Below are 16,133 nucleotides of genomic sequence, written 5' to 3'. Positions count from 1 at the left end.
GCGGTCGCTGCGTCCCCCAGTGACGTACGTCACCATTGAATACTGCCGAGCGTCCTGCACACTGTGCACGATGACCGACCCGTTCAGCGACTTCCGCCTTTACCACTCCAACTCGTTGGACGTGCTGGCCGCCCTGCTGGCCCGCAACGTGCGCACCCCGGTGCCGGGCCAGCCGCTGCTGGCGCCGGAGGTGGTGCTGATCCCGCAGGTGGCGATGCGGCGTTGGCTGCAGGCAACTCTGGCGGCCGAGTACGGCGTGGCGGCCAATCTGGAATTCCTCACCCCGGGCGAGTTCGTCGCACGCGCGCTCAACGCCAACGTCACCGGCGAAAGCGACGACCTCGATGCCGCCGGCCTGCACTGGAAGCTGTACCAGGCGCTGCGCGACCCCGCGCTGCTGGCACAGCCACCGATGCGTGCGCTGCAGGCCTATCTTGCCGGTGGTGATGCCCTGAAGCCGTGGGCGCTGGCGGGCGAGCTGGCTTCGGTGTTCGAGAAGTACCAGGCCTGGCGCCGTGACTGGCTGCTGCGCTGGGATGCCGGCGCCGACCCGGCCGATCCGCAGGCGATCCTGTGGCGGGCCATCGCCGGCGGACGCGGTTACCGTGCGCGGCGCATCCAGGCCTACCTGGATCGCTTCGAAGGCCCGGACAAGCCGAAGCCGAACGGCCTGCCGCCGCGTCTGTCGGCGTTCGCCACGCTCAACATCTCGCCCGATGTGCTGCGGGTGATGGCCACCCAGGCCCGCGTGGGCGAGCTGCACTTCTATATGCCCACGCCGGTGCAGTCCTACTGGGGCGACCTGCAGACCCTGGCCGAGCGCCTGCGCAGCGGCGCACCCGATCCCTTCGGCGAGGCCGCGGGCGAGAACCGCCTGCTGGAAGCCTGGGGCGCGGCTGGCCGCGACTTCATGGCGGTGCTGGGCAGCTACGAAGTGGTGCACCCGGCCGGCGAGATCGCCGCGTACTCCGATCCCGAGGATGACACCCGCCCGACCTTGGCCGAGGGCGGCCTGGCAGACAGCCTGCTGCACCGCCTGCAGCGCGATCTGTTCCACCGCCGCGCGCTGCCCTCGGGCGAGCTGCGCGCGGAACTGCGCAGCGATGACCCCAGCCTGCAGGTGCATGCCTGCCATACCCGCCTGCGCGAACTGCAGGTGCTGCACGACCAGTTGCGCAGCCTGCTGCAGGACCCGCGCTTCGACCCGCCGCTGCAGGCCCGCGAGATCGCCGTGCTGGCGCCGGACATCGATCCCTACGTGCCGTACCTGGAAGCCGTGTTCGGTGGCCGTGGCGGCGACGAGGAACACATCCCGTATGCGCTGGCCGACAGCAGCCCGCTGGCGGGCGAGCCGCTGGCCGACGTGTTCGTGCACCTGCTGTCGCTGCCGGTATCGCGCTTCGGCCTGAACGAGATCCTGGACCTGCTGGCCAGCGCACCGCTGGCCGAGGCGGCCGGGCTGGAGGCGGTGGATTTCGACCGCCTGCATGGCTGGCTGCAGCAGGCCGGCGCGCGCTGGGGCCTCGATGCCAACCATCGCGGCCAGCTGCTGGCGCCGCGCGACGATGCCTACACCTGGCAGTTCGCGCTGGATCGCCTGCTGCTGGGCCACGCCACCGGCAGTGATGTCGACCTGGCCGGCGTCGCGCCGTGGATCGAGCTGGAGGGCGGCGCACTGGACGCGCTGGACCGGCTGCTGCGCCTGCTGCGCGTGCTGGCGCTGTACCAGCGCAGGCTGGGCGAGACCCTGAGCCCGGCGCAATGGCGGCAGCGCCTGTTGTCCCTGCTCGATGCGCTGCTGCCGGAAGCCCCCAGTTCACCCAACAGCCAGCGCGCGCTGGAGCGCCTGCGCAAGCTGCTCAACCAGTTTGCCGACGACGCGCACAAGGCCGGCTTCGAGGACGGCGTGCCGCCGGAGGTGGTGCGTGCGCACTTCGCCGGTGCCCTGTCCGAGGCCGATACGCGTGCGCCGCTGCTGACCGGCGGCATCAGCTTCGGCCGCATGGTGCCGATGCGCCTGCTGCCGTTCCGGGTGATCTGCGTGCTGGGCCTCAACGATGGCGACTTCCCGCGCCGCGACCCGGCCGCTGGCCTGAACCAGCTCACCGCCGAGCTGGACACGCCGCGCCGCCGACCGGGCGACCGTTCGACCCGCGAAGATGACCGCTTCCTGTTCCTGCAGCTGTTCGCCGCCGCGCAGGATGTGTTCTACCTGAGCTACCTGGGCGCCGACCCGCGCGATGGCAGCGTGCGCGAGCCCTCGGTGCTGGTCAGCGAGCTGATCGACGCGGCTGCGGCCTACCACCAGGACCCGGTCGCGGCCACCCGCGGGTTCACCGTGCGCCATGCGCTGCAGCCGTTCTCGCCTGCCGCCTTCGGCGAGGGTGATCCGCGCCGTTTCAGCTACCGCCGGCAGTGGCATCCGGCCGCCGGTCGCATGGCCGGCCAGCGTGGCGGGTTGCAGCCGTGGTTCGATGCCGCGCTGCCGCCGCCCGTGGACGATGCGGTGGAAACCGAAGTCGCGCTGGATACGCTGCGCCGCTTCCTGTGCGACCCGGCCGGGCAGTTCCTGGCCCAGGCCCTGGGCCTGCGCCTGGCCGACGACGTCGAGGAGGTGGATGACCTGGAGCCGCTGGTGCTGTCCTCGCGCGGCCCGGAAAAGCGTAGCGTGCAGGCTGCGGTGGTGCGCGCCACCATCAGCGGTGATGTCGAGCCGTTGTACCCGCGCCTGCGCGCCCGTGGCCTGCTGCCGTCCGGCGCGCTGGGCGAGCGCCAGTTCGAGGCGGAACAGCTCAAGACCCGCCCCTACGCCAGCGCGATGCTGGGCTGGATGCAGGGGCAGCCACTGGAAAGCCGTCGGTATGAGGTGGAGATCGACGGCGTGCGCCTGCACGGCCGCGTGGCCGATCGCCACCCCGAAGGCCTGGTGCGGCTGCGCGCCGGCACGCTGAACGGCAATGCGGTGATCCGCCAGGGCCTGGACTGGCTGCTGGCCAATGCCGCCGGTGACGCGCTGCCGCTGGTGCAGTTCCACGATGGCGGCGACGCCGGCCCCGGGCCGCACATCCTGCCCGCGCCGGGCGCATCGGCCGCGCGCGCGGCCCTGCGTGCCCTGCTGCAGCTGCGCCAGCGTGGCCTGCGCGAGCCGCTGCGCTTCGCCCCGTACACCGGCTGGGTGCTGTTCACCGCCCCCGTGGAAAAACAACGCAGCGAAGGCTGGAAGCAGTGGCACGGCAGCGACCGCAGCTGGGGCGAAGCCAACAGCGATGCGTGGCAGCTGCTGCTGCGCGGCGCAGATCCCTTCGCCGATGACGATGATTACGCCGACCTGCTGCGCAACAGCCAGGTCGTCTTCGGTGCGGTACGCGATGGGCGTGGCCCGGCGGGCACCGGCAAGGAGGCCGACGCATGAGCACCCCCGTGGATCCCTACCTGCTGCTGCCGCTGCAGGGCATCGGCCTGATCGAGGCCAGCGCCGGTACCGGCAAGACCTTCACCCTGGCCACGCTGTTCACCCGCCTGGTGGTGGAACAGGGCCTGCGCATCGGCCAGATCCTGGCGGTCACCTTCACCGACGCCGCCACCCAGGAACTGCGCAAGCGCATCCGCGAGCGCCTCGCTCTGGCCGCGCGCCTGGTCGATCTGCCGCCCGCCGATGACGAGGCTCCCGACGCGCTGCTGACCCGGCAGGTGCTGCAGCGCCACCTCGAAGCGGGCAGCGAGAGCGCCGTCGCGCTGAAGCGCCGCCTGCAGGTGGCCGCCGACGAAATCGACCTGGCCTCGATCTTCACCATCCACGGCTTCTGCACCCGCGTACTGCGCGAGCACGCGCTGGAAAGCGGGCATACCTTCGATCCGCCGGAACTGCTGGCCAGCGACCGCGAGCTGCTGGAGGAACTGGCGGCCGACCTGTGGCGCGTGCACGCCAACGATGCGGCGACGCTGGAGCCGCTGACCTGGCTGTGGTCGAACCCGGACGCGCTGGCCTCGGACCTGCGCGCGCTGCTGGCCTCGCCTCCGTTGTACCCGCGCCCGCAGCCGCTGGCGGTGGAGGATCCCCGCGCGGCCCTGCAGGGCGCGGCGGCGGACCTGTCGATGGCCGTGCGCGAGCATGGCGAGCAGTTCTTCCTCGACCTGTGCGAGGCCGTCGACAACAAGTGGATCAACGGCGTTTCCTACAAGCTGGGCTGGCTGCATCCGCTGGGCCGGCAGCTGCTGGCCTGGGCCGGGCGTGGCGATGCCACCGAACTGCTGTCCAGCGACCGCCTGCCGGCGCTGCTGCCCGATGCACTGGTGGCCAAGACCAACAAGAAGTTCGCCGACCGCACGCCGTCCTCGCCGCTGCAGGCCCCGCTGCAGCGCTACGTGGCCCTGCTGGCCCAGCGCGAGCAGTGGCTGCGCGCCGCTGCGCTGAACTTCCTGCACGCCCTGCGCGAGGAAGCCACCCAGCGCCTGGCCACGCTCAAGCGCACGCGCCGCGTGCAGACCTATGACGACCTGATCGACGGCGTGGCCCATGCACTGGAGGGCTCGCAGCGGCTGGACCTGGTACGCAAGCTGCGCCAGCAGTACCGCATCGCCCTGGTCGATGAATTCCAGGACACCGATGATCGCCAGTGGGGCATCTTCCACACCGTGTTCGGCGATTCGCCGGAGGTGCAGCAGCTGGGCCTGCCACCGGCGCTGTTCCTGATCGGCGACCCGAAACAGGCGATCTACGGCTTCCGTGGCGGCGATATCCACACCTACCTCAAGGCCAAGCAGGCCGCGCGGCCGGCACCGCCGCTGGACCAGAACTTCCGCTCGCGGCCCTCGGTGCTGCGCGCGCTGCAGGCGCTGTACGACAACGGCGGCGACGACGCGTTCCTGGAGGCGGGCATCGGCTTCGAGCCGGTCCGTCCCGGTGGCGTGCGCAGCGACGACGATTACCAGCGCGACGGCGCAGCAGCGCCGGCACTGACCCTGCGCGTGCTGCGCAGCGACGGCGACAAGGCGCTGAGCGCCGACGCCTCGCGTGCCGCCGCCACCCACGCCTGCGTGGCGGACATCCACCAGACCCTGCTGGACGCGCGCGCCGGCACCGCCATCCTGCGCGGCCGCCCCGTGCAGCCCGGTGACATCGCCGTGCTGGTGCGCTCGCACCGCGAGGCAACGCTGGTGCAGCGCGCGCTGGCGGCGGTGGGCATTCCGGCGGTGGCAGCCGGCAAGCAGAGCCTGTTCTCCACCAGCGAGGCGCGCGATCTGCGCGCGCTGCTGCTGGCCCTGCTGCAACCGGCCGACGAAGGCCGCCTGCGTGCGGCGCTGGCGACGGTGCTGCTCGGCCAGCGGGCCAGCGCGATCGCCAGCATGGAGCGCGAGGGTGACCTGCAGCGTGCGTTCCAGGCGCAGCTGCTGCACTGGCGCGAGCGCTGGCAGCGCGGCGGCCCGTTCGCCGTGGTGGCCGATGTCTGCGCCGCACAGGGCGAGCGCCTGCTGGCGCTGATCGATGGCGAGCGCCGGCTGACCAACTACCTGCAGCTGGGCGAACTGCTGCAGGAAGCCTCCGCGCAGGCGCTGGGCATGCATGGCCTGCTGGACTGGCTGCAGGGGCAGATGGCCAATGCCGACCAGAACGACGAACAGCAGCTGCTGCGGCTGGAGTCGGATGCGCGCCGCGTGCAGATCATCACCCTGCACAAGAGCAAGGGCCTGGAGTACCCGCTGGTCTACCTGCCGTTCGTTGGCATCGACGGTGGCGCACCCAACAACGCCGCGCACTGCACCGTGCACGTGGGCGGCGAGCGCCAGCTGCACTGGAAGCTGGACAAGGACGAGGCCTGGGATGCCGCCAGCGGGCAGCGCGACCGCGAGCAGCGCGCCGAGGATGCGCGCCTGCTGTACGTCGGCCTGACCCGCGCCGAGCATGCGCTGTGGATTGCCATCGGCGACCTCGCCGGACTGGGCAGGACCCGGCTGGCACCGCTGCTGGGCGACCTGCAGGGGCTGCGCGCGCACGCCGATGTGCATATCGACGACAGCGAGCCGGTGCTGCGCCTGCCGCAGCTGCCGGTGGAACAGGAAGGTGAACTGCCGGCCGTGCGCGGCCTGACCCGGCGCGTGCCGCACGACTGGTGGGTGTACAGCTTCACCCAGCTGGCACATGCCGATGCCGGCAATGACATCGAAGCTGCTGCGACCGAACTGCCGTCGCCCGCGGCCGATGAGCCGGCCGGCGCGGAGCTGCCGCTGGAACCGGCCCTGCCCGAACCCGCTGCCGCCGAAGCCGCGCCGCTGGACCCGCGCTTCATGGGCAGCCGTTTCGGCAACGTCCTGCACGAGGCGCTGGAGAACGTCGATTTCGCCGCATGGGGCGGCTGGACAGCCGACCAACCCGCGCCCGATGGGCAGGCCGAGCTGCTGCGCAAGGCGCTGCACGACGAAGGCTATGCCGACGAGGACCTCGACGACGGCGTGGCGGTGCTGGTGCCGCTGGTTGGCCACACGCTCACCGTCGCGCTGCCTGAAGGCGGTGCCCTGCACAGCCTGGGCGAAGGCGAGCGCCGCGCCGAAATCGAATTCCACTTCGCGATCGAACCGACCGCCGTGCCGGCACTGCTGCAGCTGCTGCACGCCCATGGCATTTCCAGCGCGCGCCGCGGTTTCGGCCTGCGCCGCCGGCTGGAAGGGCTGATGACCGGCAAGATCGACCTCACCTATGTGCGCGATGGGCGCTGGTACGTGCTCGACTACAAATCCAACCGCCTGCCGGGCTACAGCCCGGACCTGCTGCAGATCGCCATGCGCCACAGCGAATACGACCTGCAGGCGCTGATCTACACCGTGGCGCTGCACCGCTGGCTGCGCTTCCGCCTGGGCGGTGCCTACGACTACGTGCGCGACATGGGCGGCATCCGCTACCTGTTCTGCCGCGGCCTGGATGGCAACGGCAATGGCGTGCACGTCGACCGCTTCGCGCCGGCGCTGGTGGATGGGCTCGATGCGCTGTTCGCCGGTGGCGACGCCGCCCATGCCGAACTGGTCGCGCGCGCCATCGGAGCCCGCGCATGAGCGCCACCCTGCTGCAGCAGCTTTACCGCGGCGGTCATCTGCGCACCCTCGACCATGCCTTGGCCACCAGCCTGCGGCGTCTGCGCGAGGACACGCCCGATGGCGTGGCGGTTGCCGCCGCACTGGCATCGCTGGCGGTATCGCAGGGCCATGCCGCGTTCGATCCGGCACAGCCGCAGCGCGTGCTGGAAGGTTTCCAGGCCTGGCCCGCGCCGGCGCAGTGGCTGGCCCAGCTGCAGGCTTCGCCGTGGGTGGCGCAGCCGGAGGACCCCGACGCGGCCGCCGACGAGGCACCGCTGGTGCTGGAAAACGGCCTGCTGTACCTGCGCCGCTACCGGGAATACGAGCGGCAGCTGGCGGCAGGACTGCAGCGCATCGGCCGCCACCCGTTGCCGGCACCTGACATGGCGGCGCTGGCACCCTTGTTCGCGCGGCTGTTTCCCGCTGCCGCGGCGCAGGAAGACCACCAGGCCCGCGCGGCAGGGGTCACCCTGCGCCATCCGCTGGCGCTGGTGACTGGCGGTCCCGGCACCGGCAAGACCACCACCATCGCGCGCCTGTTGCTGCTGCTGGCCGCGCAGGCCCTGCATGCCGGCGAGCCGGTGCCGCAGGTCGCACTGGCGGCGCCCACCGGGCGTGCCGCCGAACGCATGGCCGAGAGCCTGCGCTTGGCCGTGCAGCGCCTGCAGGAAGAGGGCCTCGATCCGGCATTGTGCGCCGCGTTGCCGGGCACCGGCACCACCCTGCACCGCCTGCTGGGTGTCATCCCCGATTCGCCGCGCTTCCGCCACCACGCCGACAACCCGCTGCCGGTGGATGTGGTGGTGGTCGACGAGGCGTCGATGATCGACCTGCCGCTGATGGCCAAGCTGGTCGACGCCATCGCCAGCGGCACCCGCCTGATCCTGCTGGGCGATCCGGACCAGCTGCCCTCGGTGGAGGCCGGCGATGTGCTCAGCGCCATCCTGCGCGCCAGTGGCGATGGCACCGGTACGCGCGCCGATGATGCGCAGGCCCTGCACGGCCTGCTGGCGGCGCCGACCCTGCAGCCGCAGGCCGTGCCACGCGCCTTCGCTGGCCGCCGCGTGCAGCTGCAGCGTGGCTACCGGCAAAGCGATGCACTGCAGCTGGCGCCGCTGGCGCAGGCCGTGCGTGAGGGCGACAGCCGCACGGCACTGGCCCTGCTGCGTGGCGGCAGCCTGTCCGGTGTCAGCTTCCATGAAAACGATGCTGACCCGCTGCGCGGGCAGCGCGAGCACCTGCTTTCGCACTGGCGCGCGCTGGCCGAAGCGGAAGATCCCGGCCGCGCGCTTCAGCAGGCCGGCCGCCTGCGCGTACTGACCGCCTTGCGCGAAGGCCCGCAGGGGGCACGCGGGCTCAACAGCCGCATCGAACAGCTGTTGGCCGGCAACACCCCCGGCTACTTCCAGGGCCGGCTGCTGCTGGTGACCGAGAACAGCTACCGCCATCGCCTGTTCAACGGTGACATCGGCATCTGCCTGCGCGACCCCAGCGGCGCGATGGTGGCCTGGTTCCCCGGCGATACCGCCGAACAGCCGCGCGCGTTCCACCCGGCCGCACTGCCCGCGCACGAGAGCGCGTTCGCGATGACCGTGCACAAGGCGCAGGGCTCGGAATTCGATGAAGTGTGGTTGCAGCTGCCGCGCCAGGACAGCCGCGTGCTGTCGCGCGAACTGGTCTACACCGGCCTCACCCGCGCCCGCCAGCGCCTGCATGTGGCCGGCAGCGAAGAGGTGCTGGTGGCCGCGCTGAAGCGGCATGCGAGCCGCCTGGGCGGCCTGGCCTGGCGGCTGGGCGCCGAAGCGGGGTCGGATCCCGTTCCCGACGGGAACGGGCTCTGACCCCCATCCACGCATGGCGTGGATCTACTGGCGACTGCGGCTGTTGGTAGGTGTCGACCGTTGGTCGACACATCTGTCAGACATCGATATCCGACCCCGTGCCGACCAACGGTCGGCACCCACCAAAGCAGAGCGCCATCCCTCAGGAAACCCGCTTTTGCCGTTGAGGTTGCCGGCCAGCGGCCGGCACTACCGCAGGTGCAGGGCGCAGCCCTGCCGCGACACCTACTCCGCGATCAACACCAGCCCGTCCGGAAACACGATCGCCGGCTCATCGGCACTCAGGTCAAAGAACCCCACGCCGTGCTTCTCGGCCAGGTCCTGCACGCGCCCATGCGCACGCTCGGCCACCGAATACGCGAACGCGCCGTAGATCACCTGGCGGCCGATGCTGTAATCGGTCACCTCGGCACGATCGTCATCGTCGTTGCTCAGCGGCCCGTTCATCGGCGGGAAGTCCTGTGCCATCTCCGCGAACCACGCCTGCAGCGCCGGGCTGCTCACCACCGGGTCGTCGTACTCGTGGTTCTCACCCCATTCCGCCTGTTTCTCGAACCAGGCGATGAAGGCCGCGGCGTCTCGCGGGGCCGCGCTGGGCTCGAACACCATCATGTCGTAACTCATTGAACCGTCCTGTGCATGGCGGGGTCAGAGCCTTCGCCGTTGGCGAAGGATCCGACCCCGGCGCGGGGTCTGTGGCTGCACAGGGTATCGCGCTACGGCTGTTCGGCCGCACTCATCGCCAACCCCGGCGCCAGCGCCTTCGCTTCCGGGAACAGCGCAAAGCGCAGGCCGATCAGGCCCATCAGTGCTTCATCGCGTGCCTTGCAGGCGGCCACGCCACCCACGCGCCCCAGTGACGTGTCCAGGCGCTCGCGCAGGGCTTCGGCCGCGGCAATCGGGCGGCGCGCGGCGATCTGCCGGCGGTAGTGCGCGGCGATCTCTTCCAGGATGTGCTCCACCGCCTCGCGGCTGCGCTCGGGCAGTTCCAGGCGGGCGCGGCGCAGCTGCAGGATGTTCAGGCCGATGCGCGCCTCGTTGAGCATGTCCACCGAAGCGATGTCGCTGCCTTCCGGCGTCGCCGCCAGGCGCGGGGCGAGCAGGCCCAGCAGGTCGAGCATGCGCGCGGCGAAGCGCTGGCGGTCCTGCTGGCCGCGCCCTTCGGCGGCCTCGGCCAGCGTGGTCCAGCCCTGCCGCACCAGGCGGCGCGCGGTCCACTCGGCACCCACCGAACGGAACAGGCGGGTCATCACCACTGCAAAGCCGATGCCGATGAACATGGCGATGGACGAATTGAGGAAGCTCTGGATGTTGGCGCTGTAGGTGTTCTGCAGGCTCAGCAGGGCGGCCAGGTTCACCGTCAGCGGCAGTGCGAACAGCGCGCTCTTGGGGTGGTGCAGCAACAGGCCCAGCGGCAGGAACGCCACCGCCAGCACCAGCGCCAGCAGGCCGAAGTCATGCACGGCCGGGAACACGCCGAACAGGTACACGCCAGCCACCAGCGAGGCGACGATGGCCCACACCAGGAACGAGACCATGCTCGGTGCCGGATCGTCCTGTGCAGCGAAGAAGGCCGCCGTCACCGCCGCCATCATCGCGCCGTTGCCGCCACCTTCCCAACCCAGGCCGATCCACAGCACGCAGTAGCTCATCAGGGCCACGCCGGCGCTGAGTGCGGAGAACAGCGCCATGCCGTAGTCGACATGCTTGTCGGTGGCCGCGCGTTCGGTGCGGATGCGGTAGTGCACGCGGTCCAGCGGCGCGGTGCCGTGATCGATCGCATGCTGCAGGGTGCGGCAGTCCTGCCACAGGTCCACCAGCTCCTCCAGGCGCAGCAGCAGGCTGGCCAGCTGCAGGTGCTGCAGGTCGCTGTCCACCTGCGGCTTCAGCGCACTGATGCGCGCGCGCAGGCGGGCGTAGTCGCTGGCACTGGCGGGCGTATCGATCCAGTCGTGGATGTCATCGACCAGCGCAGGCAGGCCTTCGGGCAGTGCCTGGCCATCGCTGCGCAGCGCGCTCAGGCGATCGGCGATCGAGGACAGCACCGGCAGCAACAGCAGCATGCGCTCGCGCAGGCGTTCCATCGAAACAGCAGAGCCCGCATGGCGCGGATCATCGCGGCGCAGGAACTCGATGAGGGCCTCGAACTGCACCAGGTCGGCGGCCAGCCGGTTGCGCGGGGCATGGGCACGGCCGCGCTCGAGGATCTGCCGGCACCATTGCGACGCATCCTCCATCCAGTTGCCGATGCGCGTGCGCAGCATCGGCTGCACCGAGGCCGGGAACAGCAGCGAGGCGGCCAGCACCGCCACCACCGTGCCGAGGATGATCTCCTCGCTGCGCGCCACCACCGTGTCGAAGATGGTTTCCGGCGAGGTCACCGCCGGGAAGCCGATGAAGGCGGTGGTGTAACCGGCCAGCAGGAACGCATAGCCGCGCGGGCCGCGGTTGAGCAGGGCCAGGAACAGGCAGGCGGCCAGCCAGATCGACATCGCCGCGCTCAGCACCAGGGGTGTTTCCACCAGCGCCGGCAGCACCAGCAGGGTGGCCAGGCCGGCCACCAGGGTGCCGACGATGCGGTACACGCCCTTGGCCCGGGTCGGGCCCAGCAGCGGTTGGCTGACGATGTACACCGTGCCCATCGCCCAGTACGGGCGCGACAGGTTGCCGGCCATGGCGATGTACAGCGCGGCCACCGCGGCCAGGTAGGTCTTGATCGAGAACAGCCACGCCTGGCGGTCGGTCAGCGCGTTCATGGCTTACTTCGCCGTGGCCTGTGCGGTGGCGGGCGCGGCCGTCGCCTGCCAGCCGCCACCCAGCACCAGGAACAGATGGATCTGGTCGCGCGAGACCTGCGCCTCGGCAGCGGCCAGGGTGGCATCGCTGGTGGCCAGGCTGCGGTCGGCGTCCAGGCTGGACAGGTACGGCGTGCGTCCGCCCTGGTACAGGCGGCGGTTCTGCTCGGCGGCCAGTGCGGCCTGCTGCTGGGCTTCGCGCAGCGACTGCAGGCGGCGCAGGTCCTGCGCGTAGCGGTCCAGTGCGGTCTGCGTCTCGCGCAGGGCCTGCAGCACGGCATGGTCGAACTCGGCCAGCGCAGCATCGGCACCGGCCTCGGCGGCGTGGATGCGCGCGTGGGTGCCCGAGGACGGCAGCGTCCAGGAGATCAGCGGGCCGATCGACCACTGCTGGGTCATCGGCGTACCGAAGTCCTCCAGCAGGCCGGCGGCACCGAGCGAGGCGCCCAGGCGGATGTCCGGGTACAGCTCGGCGGTGGCCACGCCAATCCGCGCGGTGGCCGAGGCCAGCTTGCGCTCGGCCTGGCGGATGTCGGGGCGGCGCTGCAGCAGGGCGCGGCCATCACCCACCGGCAGCGGCTGGGCCAGGCGCGGCGCGTCGGCGCAGTCGATCACCCCGGCCGGCAGCTGGCCGGGGGTCTGGCCAAGCAGGGCGGCCAGCGAATAGGCCGCGGCCGAACGCTGCGCGCGCAGCGGCGGCAGCGCGGCTTCCAGCAGGGCCACCTGCGCGTTGGCGCGGGCCAGTTCCGGCGGCGTGCCGCGGCCGGCTTGGATCAGGCGCTGGGTGACCGAGCGGCTGCGCTGCTGCAGCTGCAGCGAATGCTCGGCCACGTGCAGTTCGTGGTTGGCGTGGCAGATTTCCAGGTAGCTGTCGGCCACCTCGGCCACCACGCTCACCTGGGCCAGGTCGCGTGCGGCGGCCACCGACTGTTCGTCGGCGTGGGCGGCTTCGGCACCGCGCTTGAGCTTGCCGAACAGGTCGAACTGGTAGCTGGCGGCGAACTTGCCGTCGGCCAGGTTGATCACCGGTAGTTCGTGCTCCTGCAGGAAGGCCTCAGCCGACAGCTGCGCGCGGCTGACCCCGGCTTCGGCCTCGTACTCGAAGCCACCGGCATCCATCGCCTGTTCGTACACGGCCGCAGCGCGGCGCAGGTGCGCATCGGCGGCCTTCAGTTCGACGTTGTCACGCAGCGCCTGGGTGATCAGGCCGTCCAGCACCGGATCGTTGTACAGCGACCACCAGCGGTCGGGCAGCGCCTGGTTGGCGGCGACGTCCGGGTTCCGGGTGTCGATGAAGGCGGCGTTGGCCTCCGGGCGCTTGAAGGCCGAGCCTTCCGGCAGGGCGTAATCCGGGCCGACGGTCTTGCAGGCCGCCAGGCTGGCCAGCGCAACGATCAGGCCGAGACGGGGCAGGGTGGTGTTCACAGGCCCGCCTGTGTCGGCGTGGTGCCGGCCTTGTCCGCGTGCTTGCTGCTGTTGGTCTGCACCGTCACCGTGGCGGTACGGCCGGCGATCAGTTCGACGCCCTGCGGCACCTCGTCGATGGCGATGCGCACCGGGATGCGCTGCGCCAGCCGCACCCAGTCGAAGGCCGGGGTGACGTTCGGCAGCAGGGTGCTGCCGTTGCTGCGGTAGCGGTCCTCGATGCCGGCGGCGATGCTTTCCACGTGGCCACGCAGCGCGGTCGACTCGCCCATCAGGCGGATGTCCACGCTCTGCCCGGGGGCCACGCCGCGCAGGCGGGTTTCCTCGAAGTAGCCATCGATGCGGAACGAGCCGGTATCCAGCAGCGCCAGCACCGGCTTGCCGGCCACCACGTAGTCGCCCACGCGCATGGTGCGGTCGTTGACCCGGCCGTCGGCCGGCGCGTGCACCTCGGTGCGGGCCAGGTTCAGATCGGCCAGGTCCACCGCGGCCTGGGCGGTGGCCAGCGACGCCTGCGCGGCCTGCAGCTTGGCCCGGCGCACTTCGGCATCCTCGGCGGCCACCAGGTCCTGCAGGCTGCGGTCGCGGCCGATCTCGCGGCGCAGCTGTGCCACCGACGCCTGGCGCTCGGCCAGGCTGGCCTTGGCCTGTTCCAGCGCGATGCGGTAACGCGCGCGGTCGACCACGAACAGCACGTCGCCCTTCTTCACCGCCTGGTTGTCGGCCACGTTCACCGATTCCACCAGGCCGGACACGTCCGGGGCCACCTGCACCACGTCGGCGCCGACATGGGCGTCACGGGTCCACGGCTCATCCATGTAATAGACCCACAGCTGGCGCAGCACCAGCAGGGCCACGATCACCGCTGCGCTGGTCAGCAGTATGGGAAGGGTCTTCTTCACGATCTTGTTCACGATTGCATCCAACGCAGGAGGTGGAACAGCAGGCCCAGCACGATCCCGTACAGCGCCAGGTTGAACAGCGCCGGATGCCAGACATGGCGATAGGCGCCGGCACGCTGCAGCAGCGCGTGCAGGCCGCTGTTGACCAGGTAGGCCAACAACATCAACCCGAGCAGGGTCGGGACGAACACTCCGTGGAGACTGAATTCACCGGGCATCGGTAGGGGGGCGAGATGGGGGAGGGGAGGGCAACACACAGAACAACGGCAACGGGCAAAAGCCGCTGGCGCGTGCACGGCAGCGGCGGTGTTTCAAGGAGAACGGCGTCACGTGATGCGGTCGGCCGCCTCGGCCAGCAGGCGCCATGCCTTCAGCACGGCCTGCAGTTCATCCATGGAAAGTTCGCCGAACACGTCCTGGCGCAGGCCGATGAGCTGTTCTTCCAGCTCGCGCACCAGCACCTGTCCCTCGTCGGTCAGCCACAGCAGGTTGGCGCGGCGGTCGCTGGCGTCGCTTTCGCGGCGGACCAGTTCGCTGGCGCACAGCTTGTCCAGCAGGCGTACCAGGGACGGGCCTTCCATGCCCAGCTGCTGGGCCAGCGCCACCTGGCGGATACCGCCGCCGGAGCGGCCGATCATCAACAGGGGCATGGTGCAGGCGGTGGAGATGCCGTAGCTGCCGAGCCGGCTGTCGGCCAGACGCTGCCACTGCCGCCCTGCATAGAGCAGGCCGGAGCTGAGCTGCATCTGCAGCCGGGTACGTTCGTCGAGGGGTGTGTTCATAAGAGATAGATAGGATACTACTAATTTCATTCCTATCAATAGGTTTTGCTGAATGGGGTGGGTGCGTTGAGGAAAGCGTTGCGCCTCGTGTGCTGGCGGTTGGGGTGGCGCAGGGCCGGACGGGCCAGGACACGCCGTAAACCCGTCCATGGGGGCTCGTAGGCGCCATCCATGGCGCCTGCGGTCCTGGCCCATCCGGCCCTGCGCCACCCATCCATCACCCCGCAGGCGCGGTGGGTTGGCTCTTTTAAAGGCAAGGGCAGGAGCCAAAGCAGTGCGGACCAACGGTCCGCACCCACCACAGCAGCGCCGCGCGGTCCCTCCGAAGCCATCAACCCCCGCTTTTGCCCCCGCTTTCGGGTGGCCTCGCCGCGCCCGCAGAAACTGTCCGGGAGGGGGAGAGGGGGCTGCGCAGGACCGTTGGCGCCATGGATGGCGCCATCGAGCCCCCATGGACGGGTTCACGGCGTGTCCTGCGCAGCCCCCTCTCCCCCTCCAGACCGATAGCAATGAAGCGCCAAGACAGGCCCCCGATGAACCCGATCCACAGGACGACCCACCCCCCGGTCGGGTACGATGCTCGCCCCCCGTTCGGGACGCTGTACGCAATGAGCAAGAACAACGAAAAGGCCGCCCCGCAGGGCGATGTGACCCAGGACCAGGCCGAGGATGCCGTGCGCACCCTGCTGCGCTGGGCCGGCGAGGACCCGTCCCGTGAAGGCCTGCTGGATACCCCCCGCCGCGTCGCCGAAGCCTATGGCGACTGGTTCAGCGGTTACCGCGACGACCCGCGCGCCTACATGGAGCGGACCTTCGAGGAAGTGGCTGGCTACGACGAGCTGATCGTCCTGCGCGACATCGAGTATGAAAGCCACTGCGAGCACCACATGGCGCCGATCATCGGCCGCGTGCATGTCGGCTACCTGCCGGCCGGCAAGGTCGTGGGCATCAGCAAGCTGGCCCGCGTGGTCGAGGCCTACGCCCGCCGCTTCCAGGTGCAGGAAAAGATGACCGCGCAGATCGCCCAGTGCATCCAGGATGTGCTGCAGCCGATCGGTGTCGGCGTGGTCGTCGAAGGCGCCCACGAATGCATGACCACCCGCGGCATCCACAAGCGCGGCGTCAGCATGGTCACCTCCAAGATGCTGGGCAGCTTCCGCGACGACGCGCGTACCCGCGCCGAGTTCCTGCGCTTCATCGAAGTGGGCGGCAGGCGCTGAGCCGCCTGCCCGCACCGCGCCGGCCCCGCGTGGCCGGCACGTCCACGGCTGCCCCTGCGGCGGCCGTGCATGGCTGCCCGCAGCCGCCAGCGTCCATGAA

General features: G+C 70.6%; 10 protein-coding genes. 4 read left to right on the top strand and 6 right to left on the bottom strand.

Annotation, left to right across the window (positions count from 1 at the left end; genetic code table 11):
• Window positions 1-70: 70 nt before the first annotated feature.
• Genes recC through recD form a run of 3 tightly spaced genes read left to right on the top strand, consistent with a single transcriptional unit; the run spans window position 71 to window position 8,909 of the window.
• Window positions 71-3,412, top strand: a complete 3,342-nt coding sequence (gene recC, locus C1926_RS21225; RefSeq protein ID WP_108760567.1) for an exodeoxyribonuclease V subunit gamma — start codon at window positions 71-73, stop codon at window positions 3,410-3,412.
• A complete protein-coding gene (gene recB, locus C1926_RS21220; RefSeq protein ID WP_108760566.1) occupies window positions 3,409-7,047 on the top strand; it encodes an exodeoxyribonuclease V subunit beta in 3,639 nt (1,212 codons plus the stop codon). The genes recC and recB overlap by 4 nt, the downstream gene beginning before the upstream one ends.
• Entirely contained in the window at window positions 7,044-8,909 is a 1,866-nt protein-coding gene (recD, locus tag C1926_RS21215; protein ID WP_108760565.1) for an exodeoxyribonuclease V subunit alpha, read from the top strand. Before recB ends, recD begins: the two co-directional genes overlap by 4 nt.
• 225 nt (window positions 8,910-9,134) lie before the next feature.
• On the opposite strand, the gene C1926_RS21210 is transcribed toward recD, so the two are convergent.
• The 6 genes from C1926_RS21210 to C1926_RS21185 form a co-directional block, all read right to left on the bottom strand.
• The gene (locus C1926_RS21210) at window positions 9,135-9,533 is read right to left on the bottom strand and encodes a hypothetical protein (protein WP_108760564.1); all 399 of its coding nucleotides are present in this window, start codon (window positions 9,531-9,533) and stop codon (window positions 9,135-9,137) included.
• 92 nt (window positions 9,534-9,625) lie between these two features.
• A complete protein-coding gene (locus C1926_RS21205) occupies window positions 9,626-11,665 on the bottom strand; it encodes an FUSC family protein (RefSeq protein WP_108760563.1) in 2,040 nt (679 codons plus the stop codon).
• A gap of 3 nt (window positions 11,666-11,668) precedes the next feature.
• On the bottom strand, window positions 11,669-13,129 hold the full coding sequence (locus C1926_RS21200) for an efflux transporter outer membrane subunit (protein ID WP_108760562.1): 1,461 nt from the start codon (window positions 13,127-13,129) through the stop codon (window positions 11,669-11,671).
• Window positions 13,126-14,043: an efflux RND transporter periplasmic adaptor subunit gene (locus tag C1926_RS21195; protein ID WP_108760561.1), complete on the bottom strand. Its 918-nt coding sequence runs from the start codon at window positions 14,041-14,043 to the stop codon at window positions 13,126-13,128. Before C1926_RS21195 ends, C1926_RS21200 begins: the two co-directional genes overlap by 4 nt.
• A complete protein-coding gene (locus C1926_RS21190) occupies window positions 14,040-14,249 on the bottom strand; it encodes a DUF1656 domain-containing protein (protein WP_010487502.1) in 210 nt (69 codons plus the stop codon). The genes C1926_RS21195 and C1926_RS21190 overlap by 4 nt, the downstream gene beginning before the upstream one ends.
• A gap of 108 nt (window positions 14,250-14,357) precedes the next feature.
• Complete coding sequence (locus C1926_RS21185; protein WP_108760560.1) at window positions 14,358-14,813, bottom strand: MarR family transcriptional regulator; 456 nt, start codon at window positions 14,811-14,813, stop codon at window positions 14,358-14,360.
• Between the two features lie 608 nt (window positions 14,814-15,421).
• Between C1926_RS21185 and folE the strand changes: the two genes are divergently transcribed.
• The gene (gene folE / locus C1926_RS21180) at window positions 15,422-16,033 is read left to right on the top strand and encodes a GTP cyclohydrolase I FolE (RefSeq protein ID WP_079224393.1); all 612 of its coding nucleotides are present in this window, start codon (window positions 15,422-15,424) and stop codon (window positions 16,031-16,033) included.
• Window positions 16,034-16,133 lie beyond the last annotated feature (100 nt).

This window comes from Stenotrophomonas sp. ZAC14A_NAIMI4_1, assembly GCF_003086915.1.
Taxonomy (GTDB): Bacteria; Pseudomonadota; Gammaproteobacteria; order Xanthomonadales; family Xanthomonadaceae; genus Stenotrophomonas.
Note: the sequence above shows the minus strand (reverse complement) of the source record. Positions and strands in the feature narration are given on the sequence as shown.

What these genes read in the sequence shown, in the direction of transcription:
- C1926_RS21190 (WP_010487502.1), bottom strand. Translation starts at nt 14,249, where the DNA reads ATGCCCGGTGAATTCAGTCTCCACGGAGTGTTCGTCCCGACCCTGCTC.
- recC (WP_108760567.1), top strand. Translation starts at nt 71, where the DNA reads ATGACCGACCCGTTCAGCGACTTCCGCCTTTACCACTCCAACTCGTTG.
- C1926_RS21205 (WP_108760563.1), bottom strand. Translation starts at nt 11,665, where the DNA reads ATGAACGCGCTGACCGACCGCCAGGCGTGGCTGTTCTCGATCAAGACC.
- recD (WP_108760565.1), top strand. Translation starts at nt 7,044, where the DNA reads ATGAGCGCCACCCTGCTGCAGCAGCTTTACCGCGGCGGTCATCTGCGC.
- folE (WP_079224393.1), top strand. Translation starts at nt 15,422, where the DNA reads ATGAGCAAGAACAACGAAAAGGCCGCCCCGCAGGGCGATGTGACCCAG.
- C1926_RS21185 (WP_108760560.1), bottom strand. Translation starts at nt 14,813, where the DNA reads ATGAACACACCCCTCGACGAACGTACCCGGCTGCAGATGCAGCTCAGC.
- recB (WP_108760566.1), top strand. Translation starts at nt 3,409, where the DNA reads ATGAGCACCCCCGTGGATCCCTACCTGCTGCTGCCGCTGCAGGGCATC.
- C1926_RS21210 (WP_108760564.1), bottom strand. Translation starts at nt 9,533, where the DNA reads ATGAGTTACGACATGATGGTGTTCGAGCCCAGCGCGGCCCCGCGAGAC.